At 69.1% G+C, this 16,445-nt stretch carries 12 protein-coding genes; 5 read left to right on the forward strand and 7 right to left on the reverse strand.

The window, feature by feature from the left end; genetic code table 11:
• Window positions 1-679: 679 nt before the first annotated feature.
• The 4 genes from AB0C35_RS32390 to AB0C35_RS32405 all read right to left on the reverse strand — a co-directional run bounded on the left by AB0C35_RS32390 (window position 680) and on the right by AB0C35_RS32405 (window position 8,085).
• Window positions 680-2,341, reverse strand: coding sequence for a hypothetical protein (locus AB0C35_RS32390; protein ID WP_358464327.1), 1,662 nt, complete (start codon window positions 2,339-2,341; stop codon window positions 680-682).
• The gene (locus AB0C35_RS32395; protein ID WP_358464330.1) at window positions 2,338-5,352 is read right to left on the reverse strand and encodes a hypothetical protein; all 3,015 of its coding nucleotides are present in this window, start codon (window positions 5,350-5,352) and stop codon (window positions 2,338-2,340) included. The genes AB0C35_RS32390 and AB0C35_RS32395 overlap by 4 nt, the downstream gene beginning before the upstream one ends.
• A complete protein-coding gene (locus AB0C35_RS32400) occupies window positions 5,316-7,145 on the reverse strand; it encodes a hypothetical protein (RefSeq protein ID WP_358464333.1) in 1,830 nt (609 codons plus the stop codon). Before AB0C35_RS32400 ends, AB0C35_RS32395 begins: the two co-directional genes overlap by 37 nt.
• A gap of 250 nt (window positions 7,146-7,395) precedes the next feature.
• Window positions 7,396-8,085 (reverse strand): hypothetical protein, encoded by a 690-nt coding sequence (locus AB0C35_RS32405; RefSeq protein ID WP_358464336.1) that lies wholly within the window; start codon window positions 8,083-8,085, stop codon window positions 7,396-7,398.
• Between the two features lie 297 nt (window positions 8,086-8,382).
• On the opposite strand from AB0C35_RS32405, the gene AB0C35_RS32410 reads away from it, so the two are divergent.
• Together AB0C35_RS32410 and AB0C35_RS32415 are read left to right on the forward strand one after the other, a co-directional pair.
• Entirely contained in the window at window positions 8,383-10,470 is a 2,088-nt protein-coding gene (locus tag AB0C35_RS32410; RefSeq protein WP_358464339.1) for a HEAT repeat domain-containing protein, read from the forward strand.
• Between the two features lie 133 nt (window positions 10,471-10,603).
• Window positions 10,604-11,227, forward strand: coding sequence for an STM3941 family protein (locus AB0C35_RS32415; protein ID WP_358464342.1), 624 nt, complete (start codon window positions 10,604-10,606; stop codon window positions 11,225-11,227).
• Window positions 11,228-11,487: 260 nt separating this feature from the next.
• Here AB0C35_RS32415 and AB0C35_RS32420 read toward each other — a convergent pair whose 3' ends face one another.
• Window positions 11,488-12,114, reverse strand: a complete 627-nt coding sequence (locus AB0C35_RS32420; RefSeq protein WP_358464345.1) for a TetR/AcrR family transcriptional regulator — start codon at window positions 12,112-12,114, stop codon at window positions 11,488-11,490.
• Window positions 12,115-12,217: 103 nt separating this feature from the next.
• Between AB0C35_RS32420 and AB0C35_RS32425 the strand changes: the two genes are divergently transcribed.
• The gene (locus AB0C35_RS32425) at window positions 12,218-13,387 is read left to right on the forward strand and encodes an FAD-dependent monooxygenase (protein ID WP_358464348.1); all 1,170 of its coding nucleotides are present in this window, start codon (window positions 12,218-12,220) and stop codon (window positions 13,385-13,387) included.
• A 149-nt stretch (window positions 13,388-13,536) separates the two neighbouring features.
• Here AB0C35_RS32425 and AB0C35_RS32430 read toward each other — a convergent pair whose 3' ends face one another.
• Both AB0C35_RS32430 and AB0C35_RS32435 read right to left on the reverse strand, forming a co-directional pair.
• Entirely contained in the window at window positions 13,537-13,770 is a 234-nt protein-coding gene (locus AB0C35_RS32430) for a transposase (RefSeq protein WP_358464677.1), read from the reverse strand.
• Window positions 13,771-13,803: 33 nt separating this feature from the next.
• Window positions 13,804-14,451 carry a class I SAM-dependent methyltransferase gene (locus tag AB0C35_RS32435; protein WP_358464351.1) on the reverse strand — a complete coding sequence of 216 codons (648 nt, stop codon included), beginning with the start codon at window positions 14,449-14,451 and terminating at the stop codon, window positions 13,804-13,806.
• A gap of 350 nt (window positions 14,452-14,801) precedes the next feature.
• Between AB0C35_RS32435 and AB0C35_RS32440 the strand changes: the two genes are divergently transcribed.
• Entirely contained in the window at window positions 14,802-15,470 is a 669-nt protein-coding gene (locus AB0C35_RS32440) for a peptide chain release factor-like protein (RefSeq protein ID WP_358464354.1), read from the forward strand.
• A 168-nt stretch (window positions 15,471-15,638) separates the two neighbouring features.
• Window positions 15,639-16,256 (forward strand): TIGR03086 family metal-binding protein, encoded by a 618-nt coding sequence (locus AB0C35_RS32445; RefSeq protein WP_358464357.1) that lies wholly within the window; start codon window positions 15,639-15,641, stop codon window positions 16,254-16,256.
• Window positions 16,257-16,445: the final 189 nt, after the last annotated feature.

Raw genomic sequence — 16,445 nt, forward strand, 5'->3', positions numbered from 1 at the left:
GAGCAGCAGATCACCGAGAAGAGGAGGGCCACGACAGCCCACTACGCCGGGGCCAAGGTGGCATAACCAGTCTCCACACTTTCAGGGGATTGACAAGCTCCTGGTCGGCAGCCGCCGCAGTGCTGGACCTATGGCTCTACTGGCCGACGTGGAACCTCTTCTGCTGCCGAGCCGGGACTCTCCCGGACCGCCTGCGGTGGGCCGGATCCCAATCGGCGACTTTAAATCCCCGATCCTCCGCCTCTCTGACCAGGGACTTCGGCCGAGATCGCGATCTTGGACGAAGTCCCTGTTGCGTTCCAGATGTCCGTTTTTCCGTGCGTGGTGGGCACGGGACGTCGACTGAGTGCACTTGGTCCCGGCGAGGCGGGCGGTAGCCCTCTCGGCTGGCTACCCTGCGTGTTCGCCGCGCCGGATGCGGCGATCCGCTAATGAGATCACGTTTGTGGCGTCGGATGGTCTCGGCTGCGTTCGGCGAGGAACGACCGCCGCCACAGCCGCTGCCACTGCCCGGGAAACCTCAGGGAGCACCCAGGTGTGGGTGTCGGCGGTGGAGGAATGGCGCGCATGGCTCAGCGTCTCGCCGATTATTTCCAGGTTGACGTTGCCGGGCAGGGCGAGCGTCGCGGCTCCGTGATCGCCCTTTGCTGCCCGAAGCCTCATTGCCGTAACCGAGGGATCAGCTGGGGAGTGCCCGGACTGCCGTTTCCAGTTGGTCATGGGCGGCGACCATGGCCAGGGCGCGTTTGGGGGGTGGAAGGTTCTCTTGGCATGTCGCCCATAGCAACTGGCGTGCGAGGGCGACATGCCATTCCCAGCGCGACCGGGCGCTGCCCTCGTCCTCCGTGAGCACCGGGCAGACCCTTCGCAGGTTGGCGGCCAGCCAGTTCAAGGCGCTCACTGCCGCCACGGTGCCCGGGGCAGACGTCACGGCAGCGTCGATCCGGTCGCCGGCAGAGAAGCGCGTGACGATGCTCCGCCAGGTGGCGAAGCCCGCGAAGAACATGGACTCGGCCCCCGCGTCCACGCTGCGCATGATCAGGTCGACCGCGAAGCGCGCTGGGTCCGCAGCCCAGTGAGCCATGCCGAACATGCTCGGGTCGATGAGTGTGGGCGTGGCATGCCGGCCCTCGTAGACGAGCGCATTGCCCCCGTGTAGATCACCGTGCGCGTAGGTGTGGAACGTGTGTCGCGGCAGGGACCGGGGCGACACTCCTGGAAGACGGCCGTCGAGGACGAACTCGTTGAGATTCCGCACCAGCCCATGCACCCCGTCGCCCAGGCCGCAGCCGTCCGTTCGCCCCATGACGTCGGTGTAGTCGTGCAACACCTGCCGGACCTGGTACCGCCGGTGGTGACTCAGCTGCAGCAGTCCCGAAGCGTCCTCGGTCTCCCGCAGATTGACCGCGTACACCTCGCGCAGCGCCTCGATGAACAGGATCTCGAGGACGTCCTCGACGACCGCGGGCGAAGGGCCCCCCGCCAACCAGGCGCGCATCGTGGTCGCCTTGCTCGCCAGCGCGGAGCACACGGCGTACCACCCGTTGATGGGCCCCACGGGTTCGTCCAGCAGCCGCCTGACCAGCCAGCGGGACAGCACCCGCTCGGCAAGCCGGCCGCGCTCGACCTCCTCGCGCAGTGATCGCTCGTCCCTGCTGATCTTGAGGACGTGGTGCGGCGGCCCGACGCCGTCCACCTGCGCGGAAACGGTGCACACGGCCGCCCCCGACACTCCTGGCGTCAGGAAGCCCACCTTCATTTCGCGGGCCTCCAGCCCCTCCCTCCTCAGCACGGCGGCGTACAGCTGAGTCAGCGTCGGGGCGCCGACCTCGTGGACGAGCCCCTGGAGGGCCGGGTCGCGTTCGTCGGCCATCCGCAGCGTCATCTCCACGACCGTGCCGTGGTTCAGGAGGTGGGACCGGATCTCCTCGGCGATGGCCGCGGGGTTCTTGACCACGGAGTCCTCACTGAACTCCGAGCGCCGGACGACCCGGTGCGCGCCGTCCCGTTTCGCGTTGTCGAAGAGGTCCTTGCGCCGCGGGTCGCCGGTACTGATCGCAAAGATGAAGGTGTCGCGGGAGCGAGCGTGGGCGGCGCGGATCAGTTCCAAGCCGCGCGGCTCGTCCTCGTCCTCCATGTCGGTCCGGACGAAGAGCAGGTCCACGACCACCAGTGCGAACGGCGCCTGGTGCCTGATCAGTTCGATCGCCTCGTCGGGGTCGGTCGTCGCCGTCCAGGTCACCTGCCAGCCGAACTCGTGGAACCGTACGTCGAACCGCTTCCTGATGCCGTCGATGTACTTCTGGTTGTCGTCGACCACCAGTGCCCGGATCGTCTTCACATCCCCGCTCCTCTCCATCGCGGCAGCGTGATCACGGCCTCGAACGTCCATGGATCGTCGGTCAGGGGACGGCCCCGCAAGGTCGCCCCGAACGGCCGGAGGCGCTCGTTGAAGGACCTCACGCCCCTGCCCGGCCGGCCGCTGGGCCGAGTCCCCGAGTTGCGGACGACGACCCGGACGTCATTCGCATCGTCGAACTCGCAACCAGCGTGGATGCGGCGCTCCGCGCCCTCGATGCCGTGCCGGACCGTGTTGTCCAGCAGGTGCTCCAGCACCTCGTCCAAGAGCTTGCCGGGGCAGAACACCAGGGCGTCGGCGGCCCCCTGCGGATCGTCCACCGGTACGCCCAGCACGGTCTCCAGCCGGGCCCGAGGCTCGGTCGGGGCCGACTCCACCAGTTCCACCAGGAGGGCCGGCTGCTCCAGGTCGGGTAGGTGCGCCGCCAGGAACATGTGGTGCCACCACCGGATTCCGTTGAGGACTTCGCGACGCTGCGCCGACCACGACCGGTCCTGTGGCTCCCAAGGACCCTCCAGGAGGACCTCCAGTCTCTCGGTGAGGGTGCGCAGCTCCGTGACGTTCGGGTCGTTGACCAGGTCCAGCAGCCGCTCCTGCTCAGGTCGGCCGAGCCGGTCGGCGACGAACTCACCGGCCAGGACGTCCACCAGCGCCGGGAGGTTCGCCAGCGCGTGCTCATCGAGGCGCCGCTCGCAACCCCGCCATTCACGCAGGATCTGCTTGACCTCCGACGGCCCCGGCCGACCGTTCGGGAGTTCCTCGACGAAGTCCCGCACGTGCAGCAGGTCCGACTCCAGCCGGTGCCGCCGCACGGCGCGCCGCAGATCCTCGCGCAGCCGGTGCCACGCGGTCTGCGGGTCCTGCGGCCGGGTGCGGTCGCGGTGGTCGGCGATGGTGATCAGATGCTCGAGGACGCGCACGTGGTCGTCCACCGACCGTTCCCCGGGCACCGTCCCGCCCTCCGCTCCCGGGCTCTCCAGCCGGTCACGGCAGTGAATGAGGTTGTCACGGAGAACCCCCACGTCGATCGGGGAGTCGTGCGACGGCCGCCGCAGCAGCCGGTAGCACTCCAGCAGCATGTGATCGACGAGCACCGCCTCGTCGAGCACGATCGGGAGCAGCCGGGGCAGCGCCTTGACCAGATCCTGGGGCGCGGCCACGGCGAGCACCGTGAGCGCCTGCGCCCGCAGCCAGGGCGACTCGGTCTGGGCCCTTCGCAGGCCCGCGCGGTCGATCCCGGCGAGAAGCTCGCGGGCCACGCCGAAGCGCAGCGGGGGGAGTTTCAGCCACTGCTGTTCGGCTGCGAGCAACCGCAGGAGGTTGTCTCGGGACCACTCCCGCTCGGAGGTCCCCCGCGCCAGGGCGCGCAGCCTGTCGATGACCTCCTTGCGCTTGCCGGTGTCACGCAGCGCGCTGCGCAGAAGCCCGCGCCAGCGCAGGTAGTCCACCATGTCCCAGCCGCTGACCGGCACGCTGAACAGGTCGACGGCCGCGTTCCGGGACACCTCCGAACGATCCAGCGGCCGGAGCTGCTCGTGCAGGAGTTCCGCGTGCCGGCGCAACCGGCCGGGCGTGTCGTCGGCGACCAGTTCCAGGTAGCGCCGCCGCGTCGCGCACATGGGACAGTCGTGCTCCTCCAAGCCGGTGAGGCTGCTGGTCCCCAGGAACCGCACGACCACTGGCGTCGCCCGGCGCGACGCGCCGGCGGTGGACGGCGCAGCGCCGGCGGCGCCGTCCACCGCCCGGCACATCCGGAGCACCTGAGAGTCCTGCTCGTCGAGCTGGTCGAGCACGGCGACGGCCACGACGCCCGCGGCGCCCTCGGTGGCGGCGAGCCGGATCATCTGCCGCAGCGTCGTCGCGCTGACCGCGCCCCAGTCGATGATGATCACCAGGCTCCCGGCGGACCCGGAGCCGAGGTCGCCCGGGAAGATCCAGCGATTGCCCGCCGGCCAGCGGGGCACCCCCACGAGCTCCGCGGCGCCGTCGCCCCGGTCAGCCATGCGCCGACGGACGGCGGAGGCGAGATGAGCGGCCGGTTCCGTCGCCGACCCGGGATGCCATATCTGGACCGGCGTATCGGCGAGGCCGACGCCGTCGTCCGCGGCCAGCTCCTCGCGGGCGCCGCGGACCGTGTCCAGGAGCGCGTCGGTGATCTTCACGCTGTCGTCGGCGTGATGCAGCAGCCGGTCGAGCTGGAGGACCGCGCTGAAATGCATGCGCCGCGGACCCTCGACGTGTCCGAGCCGCAGGGTCTCCGGGTCGGCCATGCACCAGCGCAGCAGCTCGTCCTGCGGAACCGGCTCGCTGGGCGGGACGGCGGGACGCTGCGGACGCCGCGTGATCGGATCGATGTTCACCACCACCCCGTCCACCGCCTCCTCCGGCTCCCTCAGCCGGACGCCGGTGAGCGCGATGACGGGGATCGTGCGGTTCAGGATCCGGACCGGCCCGCGCTCATCGCGCGCGTCGATGACGCAGACGATCACTTCCGGCTCGGTGCGCGCGGTGACCAGACCCGCCGCCGTACGCCGGACGCCGTTCTCCGTCAGGAGCAGGTCCTCGCAGAGGACCACCCGGGTGCCGTCTCTGACCCGGTCGCCGACGGCGAAGCCGTCCAGGTCGAACTCGCCGGGCGTGGTGTGGCACCCGCCGCCGAACAGCAGGTTCCGGCTGAACCTGGTGGCGACGGCGCGGACCACCGGTGTCCGTGTGCCCGTCATCACCGCGCCGTCCGGCGGCATGGGCCCCACTTCCCGCTCCACCTTGCGCGCCAGGACGAAGGCCGCGATCTCCGGTCCGATAGTCGAGGTCAGCAGTTGGTCGATGTCGACCCAGCGGTTCGTGACGCCCAGGGTGGGGCCGCGGAAGTGCCCCCGCCTGACACCGGGACCGGCGGTGCGAACGGCGTCGGCGAGCCTGCGGTCGACCGCCTCCTCTATGACCCGGACGGCGTTCAGGGGGAGACCCGCAACGCCACGTTCTCGCCCCATGGGCTCAGCAGGGAGGCGTGTCGGCGGAGCATTCGCTCGAACCCGGCCCGTGTGCCGTCGCCGCTGAGCCACCGGCGTTCGGCCTCCCGCAGCGGTCCGGTGCCGCCCGCCATGAGGAGCCAGCCGAGAAGTTTTCGCAGCCGCTGCGTGCCCCCGCACCAGGCGGCCTCACCGGAGGCGCCGATGATCAGGACGGGCGCGCCGTCCGTCCCCTCTCCGGAAAGGTTCTGGGACGGCTGCTTGCCGTTCATCTCGAACTCGGAGATCGCCAGGTCGAGAAGGAGGCGGTCGGCGTCCGGGACGACCATGATGACCGCCGCCGTCTCAGCGACGCGAACAGCGATGTCGAAGGCCCCCCTGAGCGCCGCCTGCGCCTCGGTACCCGCGGGTTCGCTCCCGAGCGAGCCGACCGGAACGGTGGCGACGACCCCACCGAGTCCGGGGTCGTCCCCTACCCTCGCGGCCTCGTCCGCCAGCCGCCGGGCACTGTCGGGGGTGAGGCCGTGCTCAAGGTCGAGCGTGCACTCCACCCAGCTCAGCCGGCTGTCGGAAGGCCCCAGAGGCTGCTTGCCCCAGGGAATGCCCTGGGCGGGAGATCTCGTATCGGCGAGGATGTTGAGCTCGGCCAGGGTGCCGACGCCCGGCCCTAGACCGTCCAGGGCGATGCGGCGTCCTTTGCTTGCCCGGCTGTACAGCAGGCCGGCCATCACGTTGGACGACCGGACCGTCACGCTTCCGCCGCAGGCCCGCACCACCGTCGCCACCCGCGAAAGGCCCCGGACGCCCCGATGCGGGGCCTCCGCCTCCTGCCGGCCAGGGGACCACTTCTCGATCGCGGAGAAGATCACCTCCTCGGCGGAGGGAGGCGGGTGGTCACCGGCGAGGTCCCGGCCGGACGCCCGCTCCGCCCTGGGACGCGCGGACGCGAGGCTCGCAACCAGCCCTTGCCCCGCATCCCCCACCACCAGGCGCAGGACCCGGCCGCCGTCGTCGGCCGAGCAGTCGGCCAATTCGCCCAGCTCCGCCGGAAGGTCACCGCGGCGGAGCACGAACGTGTCACTGTCCAGCAGGACCGCTCCCACGAGCGCCGCGGGCTGGCGGCCGCCCGCCGGCACCGCGTGCTCTTCGACGTTCTCCACCAGCTCGGTGAGAAGCGTCTGGCTGAGCACGCGGCCTCCCGGCTCCGCCATCCCGAGTTCACCCAGCCTGGCGAGTGCGGCGTGAAAGTCGTCCGACTCCTGAAGCTTTTCGCCGTGTGCGGACAGCAACCACTGGAGCGGCATGATCCGACGCGGCCGGTAGCGCGCGTCGCGGGGGCCGTCGTCGGCGACGCCCCCGTCCGCCGATGCGGCTTCCCGGGCCCTTCCGACCTGATGACTCCCGTGCCCCGCCTTGGTGATCTGGACTGCGCCTTCCGGCCAGTGCGGTGCGTGCAGGGCGTCCAGAAACCCGATGTGCCGCATGTACGCCCGGGTGTCGCGGCGAGCGCGAGCGCGGCGGTTGATCTGGCTCCGGGCCTCCGCGACGGCGGACACTCCGGGCCCTTCCCCGCCCGGCGGTTTCGGTTCGGCCGCGGGGAGCGCCTCCGCCGGCAGCGCGATCTCGGTGACCACGCCGTCCCGCACCGCCGCGTCCACCATGAGCAGCGCACGGGCGAGCGCGCCGAAGTCGGCGAACTCCACCTGGCCGAAGTCGAGCCGGAGGGCGGTGAACCCTGCCGGGAGCTTCCCGAGGCCGACCGCATTCTCCCAGGCCGGGATGGTCAGCCTTCGCGGGAGCCGGATTGTGGCCACGCGCGGTTCCTCCCACCATGACCCGACGGTTTCGGTCGTCACCCAGGATCACACGGCCTACCCCGCCAAAAAGTGGCACATTACGCACTTCTGACACGGAAACCGGCCATACTCCTGCAGCGCCTTACATGTAGGAGTTGCAGGAGTTTATGATCGATGCGGTCTGAGAAAGATGTTGCGGAGGGGACTGAAGCCGTCTCTGCGCAGGCCGCTGCACCATGGCAGGTCAGCGGGCAGGTCAGCGGGCAGGTCAGCGCCGCCTCCGGTTGTTCGGTGGGCTCGGCAGTTCAGCGGCGATCTCGGCGAATCCGTCCAACACCTCAGGGCTGAAAGTGCCCTTGACGGCCTCGGCTTCGGCGACGGTGAGCCGCGCCTTTCTAGGGATCGAATGGTAATAGCGGCCGGTGAACCGAATACCGGCCAAGCCGAGCTTGCTCGCGGCCAGCGGTTTGATGTCGCCGGTACCGTAAACATCGATCACCCGCTGGAACCGCCGCCGGTCACCGCTGTTGCGAAACCTTGCCCAGGCGACCGAGACGAGGGCGGTGTTCCCCCTCCGGTCGGCGATCGCGAAAAGCCTCCGGTCCAGCGATGTGCATGGATTTCGGATGACGGTTCGCTGCACCTCCCCCCACGTGACGCGCAAACACCCCGCGTCCCGTTGATCGAGCGACCGTCTGACCTGCCGCATACCCAGGCGCCGCCATGCCTTGTCGGCGTTCCCCTTACGCGCGGAACGCCTCGCATCCCCTTTGCGGGCATTGACGGTCTTCGCACTCACCGAGGAGGCTTCGCCGGCCCCCACGCCCGCGGCACCACCGGCGACTCCGCCACTTCCCACCATCATGATCGCGGCCAATCCTGCCGCGACGGCCTTTCCCCCGCCCCCGTCATCGATGCGAATCCGTCGACCGTTCTTCGTGATCCAGCGCTCCGCCATAACCGCCCTCCGAACTCCATCGGCCGGATCCCAGTAAGGCTAGAACAGGCCACGGACGGTTCCTGGCGGTCTCCCCACGACGTCCGGATCCGGACGAGGCGTGACAGAAACGAACCGAAAGTGCAGATCATCTTTACAGACGTCTGCGCGCGCCGAGTTTGCTGGAGAGGGCGCAGTTGCCCAGGATCGTGTAGGCGGTTCCTGGCCTCGTCAGGCCGGTTGCGGTCCGGTCCGTCCTCACGCCACACCGTTTCGTCGCCGGCGTCGCTGTCGGTGCGGTCGGGCATAGTGCTGCGTATGTTCAGCGGACTTCATGAGATCGACTGGTCGTCGATGGAGCATGCGTACGGCTCGGCCGAGGAGGTCCCGACCCTTCTGCTGGCGCTGCGTTCCTCGGACGCGGAGGAGCGGCGGAAGGCTCTTGGCAGGTTCTACGGCGCGGTCCATCACCAGGGCGATGTGTACGCATGCACGACGGCGAGCATTCCGTTCCTGTTCGAGCTGGCAGACGACGTCACGACGCCCGACCGGGCCGACATGGTTGAGCTGCTGGTCAGCATTGGATCGGAAGCCCTCGATCGCTGCGACGGGCCGTACGGTGGCTCCGAAGCTCATGTTGAAGCGGTTGCGGCCGTGCGCGGCCGTGCTGAGACGCTCATCGGGTTCGCCCGCGATCCCGATGTCCGCGTGCGCGGGGCTGCAATCCCCGGGCTCGGGTTGTTCATCGATGACGTCGACCGGGCTGCGACGGTGCTGGGCGGTCGGCTGCCGGCTGAGGCGAGCATCGTCGAGCAGCTGCTGATCGTTGAAGCGATGGCGGCGCTGGCCCTGCGCCTGCCGGAGCGTGCCGAGGCTCAGGCGATGGCGTGGTTCACCGAGCTGGCCGCCGACGCGGCGGTAGCACCTCAGACCAGGCTCGCGGCCGTGGTCCAGCGGGCTCGCTGCGCGCCCGAGCAGATCGGTGATGACACCATCGCGACCGCGATCACCCTGCTGCGCGAACTGGAAGATGCCGCCGTGCCGGCCGAAGCATGGTGCGACCCGACTCGCCCAGCGGGCCCAGCGGCCTCCGGAGACGGAGCGCCACCGCAGATCGTTGCCGCTTTCGAGGACCTCGAGCGACACCGTCAGATCCACTCACCCACCACGGATCTGCTGCGCACCTTCCATCGGACCCTGGCGGCAAAGGTTCCGCAGCGCACGGCACTCCTCGCCGAGCAACTCCGCAGCCGCGATCCCGGCTCCTGCCTGGACGCGATCCGGATGAGCGCCGAGCTCATGAAGTCCTGGCGCGGAGACCACACACGGCTCATCACCCTCGTCGCCGAACAGCTCAACGCGTCCCACGATCAAGTCGCTGCAGAGGCGGCGGCCACGTTGAACGCCTGCCATGCGATCGCCGAACCCGCCCGCAAGGCCTTGGCGGCGCATGTCGCCGCGCAGTACGCCTCGCACGGGTCGGATGTATGGTCCACGCCCCAGCCTCACCTGCGCAGGAGTCACCAAGAGGCCGTCCAAGCGCTGGCTCGTCTCGGTGATGGGCGAGCGGTGCCGAGCATCGTCACTGCCCTGGACAGCGGAGACGACGCCTGGCGCGCGGTACAGGTCGCTGGAACACTCCCGCAAGCCGCCGACCAGCTGATACCCCGCCTGTGCGCCCACTTGAGGAGTCTCGACCTCACCCAGGGACTGTGGGAGATGGGCGTACGCTCCAACCTGTCGGCCCTGGCCGCCCTGGCCGACGACAGCTCCATCGGCGTGATCATCGAGACCCTCGCTACGGCAGTGGCTCATGAGGTGTGGTCGGTCGCGTGCTCGGCCTTGGAAGCGTTGAGGGCTTTCGGACCGTCGGCGGCCCCCGCCCTGCAAACGATCCGGTCACTGATCACGGCCTCCGACGCCCATGTGCGTCCCGCCGCCGTTGCCGCGCTGTGGGCCATCGCCGGCGACCCGGACGAGGTCATGCAGCCACTGCTCGACCTGCTCGACGACTCCATCCCGTTCCGGATCAACGAGGCGGCCGACGTACTCGCCAAGATCGGCCCTCCCGCGCGAGAAGCACTGCCTCGCCTAAGGGACCTGCTGACCCACAGCTACGAATGGGTTCGGGTCCCCAGCGCGGCCGCCCTTTGGGAGATCGGCGGCGACGCCGAGGCACCAGCCGTGCTGGACACGCTCCTTCAAGCCTGGGAACAGAATCCTTCGACCGCCAATCATGTCGTCGCATGCCTGGACCGCATGGGCCCAGCCGCACGACCCGCCCTGCCCCAACTCCGCTCCGAGCTGCACCACGCCCAGCGTCGCGGCAGATACGACAGCATCGACAACGACGAAGAGCTGCAAGAGATCAGCCGCACCCTCATCGAACGGCTGGCCGGAAACTAGGCGTTTCAGCCGGGCGCGGGGGCGCCCTCCCCATGTTCGTCATGTGTGTCGAGGCCTTGTGGGAGAGCCGGATGCCATGATCGTGTCGTCCAAGTCACTCGCTGATCGCCCGTGACGTTCCGGAAGGATGACATTGGACAGAGTTGAGGTCCGTCCCCGGCTATGGCTTCTTGGGACGGCACTGGCCGGTGCCCTCGGGTTCAGTGCGCTGGGCCTGGTGATGATCCTTTATGGCGATCCGTTCGCGATCGTGTTCGGCGTGATAACCGTGATCTTTTTCGGCGGCGGGATGGCGTACGCCATGCTGGTCTCGGCCCGGCGACGGTTCGTGTCATTCACGTTGACACCTCTGGGTATCGAGGTGAACGGGGGCCTGGTTCCCTGGGAGGACGTCGAGGCGGTCGGGGTGGTGAAGGCATCCACCAAGCTTCTTGGCATAAGGCTCACCAGTTACGACCGCTACTTGGCTTCGATGATGCCGGCCGCTCGAATCGGGACCGAGCCGCACATGCGCTGGTTCTTGAGGCCGATCGTCGCCATCGACGGACTGCTCCCCGGAGCGGGCCTGACGAACAGTGCCCGAACCGCTTCGTCGCTCGAACGAGGGCTCCGGTGGAACCGCAGGAATTTCGGATGGGATTTGACGTTCAGCCCCATAATGATCGATCGCCCCCTGGTCAGGTTCGTCGCGTTCGTTGACGATTACTGGCGCAGGGTCTACGACGAACGGCAATCGGATCCTTCCACCGAAGTGTGATCGACGGCCGGGCACCAGGAACAGCCGCCCACGCCCACCGAAGCTGCACGGCGGCCTGCACTCGTATAGCACGGCGAACCTGACCCACGACATGCATTCGTGCCCGACGAGTTCAGCCATCGCCGGGCCCGACGCCTCCTCGCAGTCCCCACTCATCAGTGGCCGGAGTAGATCAACGCGGTGCGCCCCTGGCCTGACAACCGCAACCCGCGCACCGCCGTGCGCTACATCCGCGCCGGCGGCGAAGCCGTCGCCGAGTTTCAGGTGCCGGGGTCTGTCGGGCCGGCGAGGCCGTGGAGGAGCAGGTCGGTAAGAGTATCGACGATCTCGTCGTCGGTGGCGTCCGGGGCGTTCTCACCGGCGGTGAGGACCGAGTATCCGAACATCGAGAGCATCGCACCGATGGCGGCGGCCACCAGCGTGGGGTCTCCGGGGAGCGGGTGGCCCTGTTCGCGGAGCCACTCGAGGTGGTCGCGGAAGGTGCCGGTCTCTGTGATCAGGGTCGTCCAGGCGCGTCCGGACGAGGGACCCTCGGCCATGACCGACTGTAGCCGGGCAGCGATCACTGGAAGGTGCTCCTGGTAGGCGCGCCAGGCGATCGCCAGGTGCCACCGTAGTTGGTCTCGGTCGGACAGGTCGTGGTCGCGAGGGTGGTCAGAGGCCGCGACCTCCGCGTCCGCCTGCTCCTCGAGGTCGGCCATGAGGGCCTGGAGCAGTTCCTCCTTGCCGGCGAAATGGTCGTAGAACGAGCCGGTGGCGCGGCCGGCCGCGGCCGTGATGTCTGTGATCTTGGTGTTCAGGTAGCCGCGCTCCATGAACAGCCGCCGCGCGGCGTCTTTGAGGGCGGCCCGGGTCTCGGCCGCCTTCGCCTTCCGTATGCCGCTCACAAGACTCCTCCCAGCTTCGGGTTGACAGCAGACGCAGTATCCCAGAAGACTGAATCACTATTCGCCGAATATAGATTCAGTGAAGTTGGATTCAGGAGGAGCTTTGCGAGTCATCGTGATCGGTGGCGGGGTCGCCGGAGCGACCAGCGCCGTTGCGCTGCGGCGCATCGGGGCCGAGGTGACGGTGTATGAGGCGTATGCCGACCCGGCGGGACAGGTCGGTTCGTTCCTGAGCCTGGCGGCCAACGGACTGCGCGGCTTGGGCGCGCTCGGCTGCCTGGAAATGGTCCAGCGAGCGGGTTTCAACGTGCCCCGCCAGCGGATGTGGGCCGAAACGGGCAGGCTCCTGGGCGACACAGCGCGCGGACGGCTGGCCGAGGACTCCCTCATGAGCGTCACGCTGATGCGCGGCCGGCTGGTGGAGGCGCTGCGCGCGCAGGCTGTCCACGCCGGGGCCCAACTCGTGACCGGGCAGCGCCTGGTGGACGCGGTCACCGAGGGTACGACGGTTCGCGCGGAGTTCGACAGCGGCCTCACCACCGAGGCGGACCTGCTGGTGGGAGCGGACGGGATCTGGTCGGCGACCCGGCGGATCCTCGATCCCAAGGCCCCGGAGCCCCGGTATGCGGGGCTCTACTCGGCATCCGGGGTCGCCCACGACGTCGACGTGGAGCCCGGCGTGTTCAACATCGTCTTCGGCCGCAACGGTGCGTTCATCTACCTCGCCACGCCGGACCGCGCGGTCTGGTGGGCGGCGCAGGTCGCGTCCCCACGGCAGCCCGACCTGGCCTCGATCGAACTGGATCTGATCAAACGGCTCTACCAGCACGAACAGATGCCCGCCACCGTGCTCGCGGCAACCACGGAATGGCACCGGCCCACCTTGATGCACGTGCTGGCCGGGGTCCCGGTCTGGCGCACCGACCGGACCGTGCTCGTCGGCGACTCCGGCCACCCGGTCGGCGCCGGGCAGGGCGCATCAATGGCGATCGAGGACGCCATCGTCCTGGCCCGAGCGCTCCAAGAGGCCGACGTCCGCGGCGCCCTGGCCGTCTACGAGCAGAAACGGCGGGCACGTATCGCCAAGATGGTGAAATCAGCCAGCGCTAACCGCGACGCCAAGACCGCCGGACCTATCGCCCGCCGAGCCCGCAACCTCATCATGCCCGCGGCGATGAAACTCTTCTACGAACGCGGCACCTCCTGGCTGTACACCCACGATGTGACCGCCGACTGGCAGCACACTGGGCACAACACCCCGACCCAAACGTGAACGTACGGGTACATCAATCCCGAGCGGCACCGTCCAGGCGGGGAGCCGTCGTTTCAGGCTGCGCAGGGCTTCCTTATGGCTCTTGCCCTCGGCGCGTTTGCACTGGTAGAGGTCCTGACCAGCGGTCCGGCGGCGGATCTGGGTGATGGTCATGATGTGCAGGGCGCAGTTGAGCTGTCGATCACCGGCCTGCGACCGTCGGTGCCGTTGACGTCTCCGGACGAGGCGTCCAGCGGCGCCACACCGCAGTAGGAGGCGAACGCGGCAGCCGATCGGAACCGGTCTACGCCCGCAGTGCGCGCCAGGATCTTGGCCGCCGACAAGTCACCGATGCCGTGCAGCTCGGTGAGGGTGGTGCCGGAATCGGTGACCGCGACGGAGATCTGCTCGGCAACCGCGGGCCTGGCCGCCGGAGGTTACCGGGGCGGTGCCGTGGGTCGGCGGGCGAACAGGATCGCGCCCGGCTTCGGCCCGTCCGGACTCAGCAGGTGCTGCGCCTCCACGGTGAAGCCCGCCTCGCGGAGCCAGTCGGCCACGCGGGACGGTTGGCGGTGGTGCACGTACGTCTGTATGGGCTGGTCGGCGTCACCGGTCGTCTCGAGTATCGACTCGTCACCGACGTGGAATCCCACGGCCAGCACCCCGCCCGGCCGCAGTACCCGGTGGAACTGTCCGAGGACGTCCGGCACCGCCTCGTCCGGGATGTAGATCAGCGACCACCATGCGAGCACACCGGCGAGAGAGTCGTCGGCGAGCTCCAGGTCGGTCATCGAACCGACCTGGAAGCGCGCACCGGGGTGCTCGCGGCGGGCGATCTCGATCATCGCGGGCGACAGGTCGATGCCGAACGCGTCCGCGCCCAGTTCCCGCAGCAGGGCGGTGGTGTGGCCCGGCCCGCAGCCCACGTCGGCGACGGGCCCGCCGTCGATCGCGCGGACCAGGTCGGCGAACAGCACAACCCCCGCGCGGACGTGGAGCAGCCTGTCGAGCAGGTCGCGGGTCTCCTCGGCGTAGCCGGCCGCGATGGCGTCGTAGGAGTTGCGGGTATCGGTCAACCACGTCATCAAAGGACCGTAGCTCCTTCAGCCGAGTGCCAACAGGTGCACGCCCTCGATGCGGCACCCTCGCAGGGGCCCCGAGTGGGCCCGAGTGCCGGAGCGGCGTTGGCGACGCCCCGGTCCCCCAACCCGTAACCCGCTTGGCGCCAAGGCGGGCGTGTGAGAACGTGGAAAGCGTGATCGACACGACAAGGATGCAGCGCTCGGCCGCCTCGGGCGGCGGGCGTGTTGTCGTGTTCGCTCCTGGGCGTCGATGAGCCCTGCGCCGCATCGCGGCGCTGCTCTGTGCTCTCGACTCGTTGGCCTTCCCCCTTTTTGCCGGTTCGCCGCCGGTGCTCACGCCCAGGAGCCTTGCCATGTGCGTTGTGGAAATTCGTCCCGGTGAAGGCGGCGCCGACGCGCTCGCCTTCGCCACCGAACTGGCCGCCACCATCGCGGCTTGGGCCGCACGCCGGGGCTGGCCCGTCGACCGTTCCGCGGCCGAGCCGGGCCGCACCATCATGATGACCTTGGCAGGGGCCGCCGAGGCCGACGTCGCCTGGCTGTCGGGCACCCATCGCCTGCAACACGAGCCCCGCAACGACAGGCGCGGCCGCCGGCACACCTCCACCGCGACCGTCGCGGTGATGCCCCGGCAGACCCGTCCCAGCGAGCCGCTCGTCCGGGACGAGGACCTGCGCATACAGACCATGCGGGGACGAGGACGCGGCGGCCAGCGCAAGAACAAGGTGGAGACCGCCGTCCGGATCCATCACCTGCCCACCGGCATAGTCATCACCCGGACCACGGGCCGGTCCCAGGGTGCCAATCTCGCCTCGGCCCGCACCGATCTGGAAGACCGGCTTCGGCTCATGGCCGCGAAGCAGGCACGGCAGGACGCCGATCACCTGCGCCGAAACCAGGTCCGGCCCGAGCGATCGGCCAAGACCTTCACCCACAACGCCCAGCGCGGGCAGGTCGTCGACCACACCACCGGCCGGCGGTGGCCCCTGCGCGCCTGGCGCCAAGGCCGCCTCGAACGGTAACCACACCGACACCGATCAGGAACGACCTGAGCGAACCACCCCGGCTGCGGAATGCGCCGGTGAAACGCCTCTTCTGCCGCAGATCGCGCAACTCTGCCGACGAGCGGACAGGACGTGGCGTCGGATATCCGCCAGCCTCGATGTCGATGGGTGAGCACACTGTGTCTCATGGTCGACTTTTCCGAGGGGCTGATTGATCGCTTCGTCCTGGCCGGCACCGGGTTCGAGCGGAGGCTGGGAGCCGTGCGGTCCGAGCAATGGGCCTGGCCGACTCCCTGCACCGAGTGGAATGTGCGTCAGTTGATCAATCACGTGACGCGAGGGAACCTCAACTACGTGCACCTACTGCAGGGCGGTACCAGTGCGGAGTTCCTACGTCTCCGGGACGCCGACGCGTTGGGCACGGATCCGCTGGGTGCCTACGGCCGGTCCGTTCGACAGTGCGCCGAAGCGTTCGCCGCGCCCGGTGCTTTCCAGCGGGTTCTCGATTATCCCTTGGGGAAGGTGACCGGACGCCAGGCGCTCGCCGTGAGGACGACGGACATCACCATTCACACCTGGGATCTCGCACAGGCCATCGGTGCCGATGACAATCTCGATCCTGGTCTGGTCGCCTGGATCGATGGCTCTCTCGAAGAGATCTACGCCGACTTGGCGGAAACGCCTACCGCGGCCGGAACGACTAATCGATTCTTCGCCGCTTCCGACGGGGCGCTTGCTCGCGACGCGTCCCAACAGCACCGCCTGCTGAACCGCATGGGCAGGACGCCAGAACACGGCCCCTGAACCCCACCGAGGGCATGCGCAACGTCCGCTCATGTCGCAGATCGTGCAAGCCGGTGTCAGGAACCGGGCTCGTTCAGCGTCCGGTGGGGAGCACCATCCATCCTTCGTTTCCGGCGGCGTCGGTTTGGTCGGTACCTGGCAGCTCAGCGGGGGCCTTGGTCCGCAGCGCGGGCCGTCATGGCGGCCTTT

Source organism: Spirillospora sp. NPDC048819 (genome assembly GCF_040650055.1).
GTDB lineage: Bacteria > Actinomycetota > Actinomycetes > Streptosporangiales > Streptosporangiaceae > Spirillospora.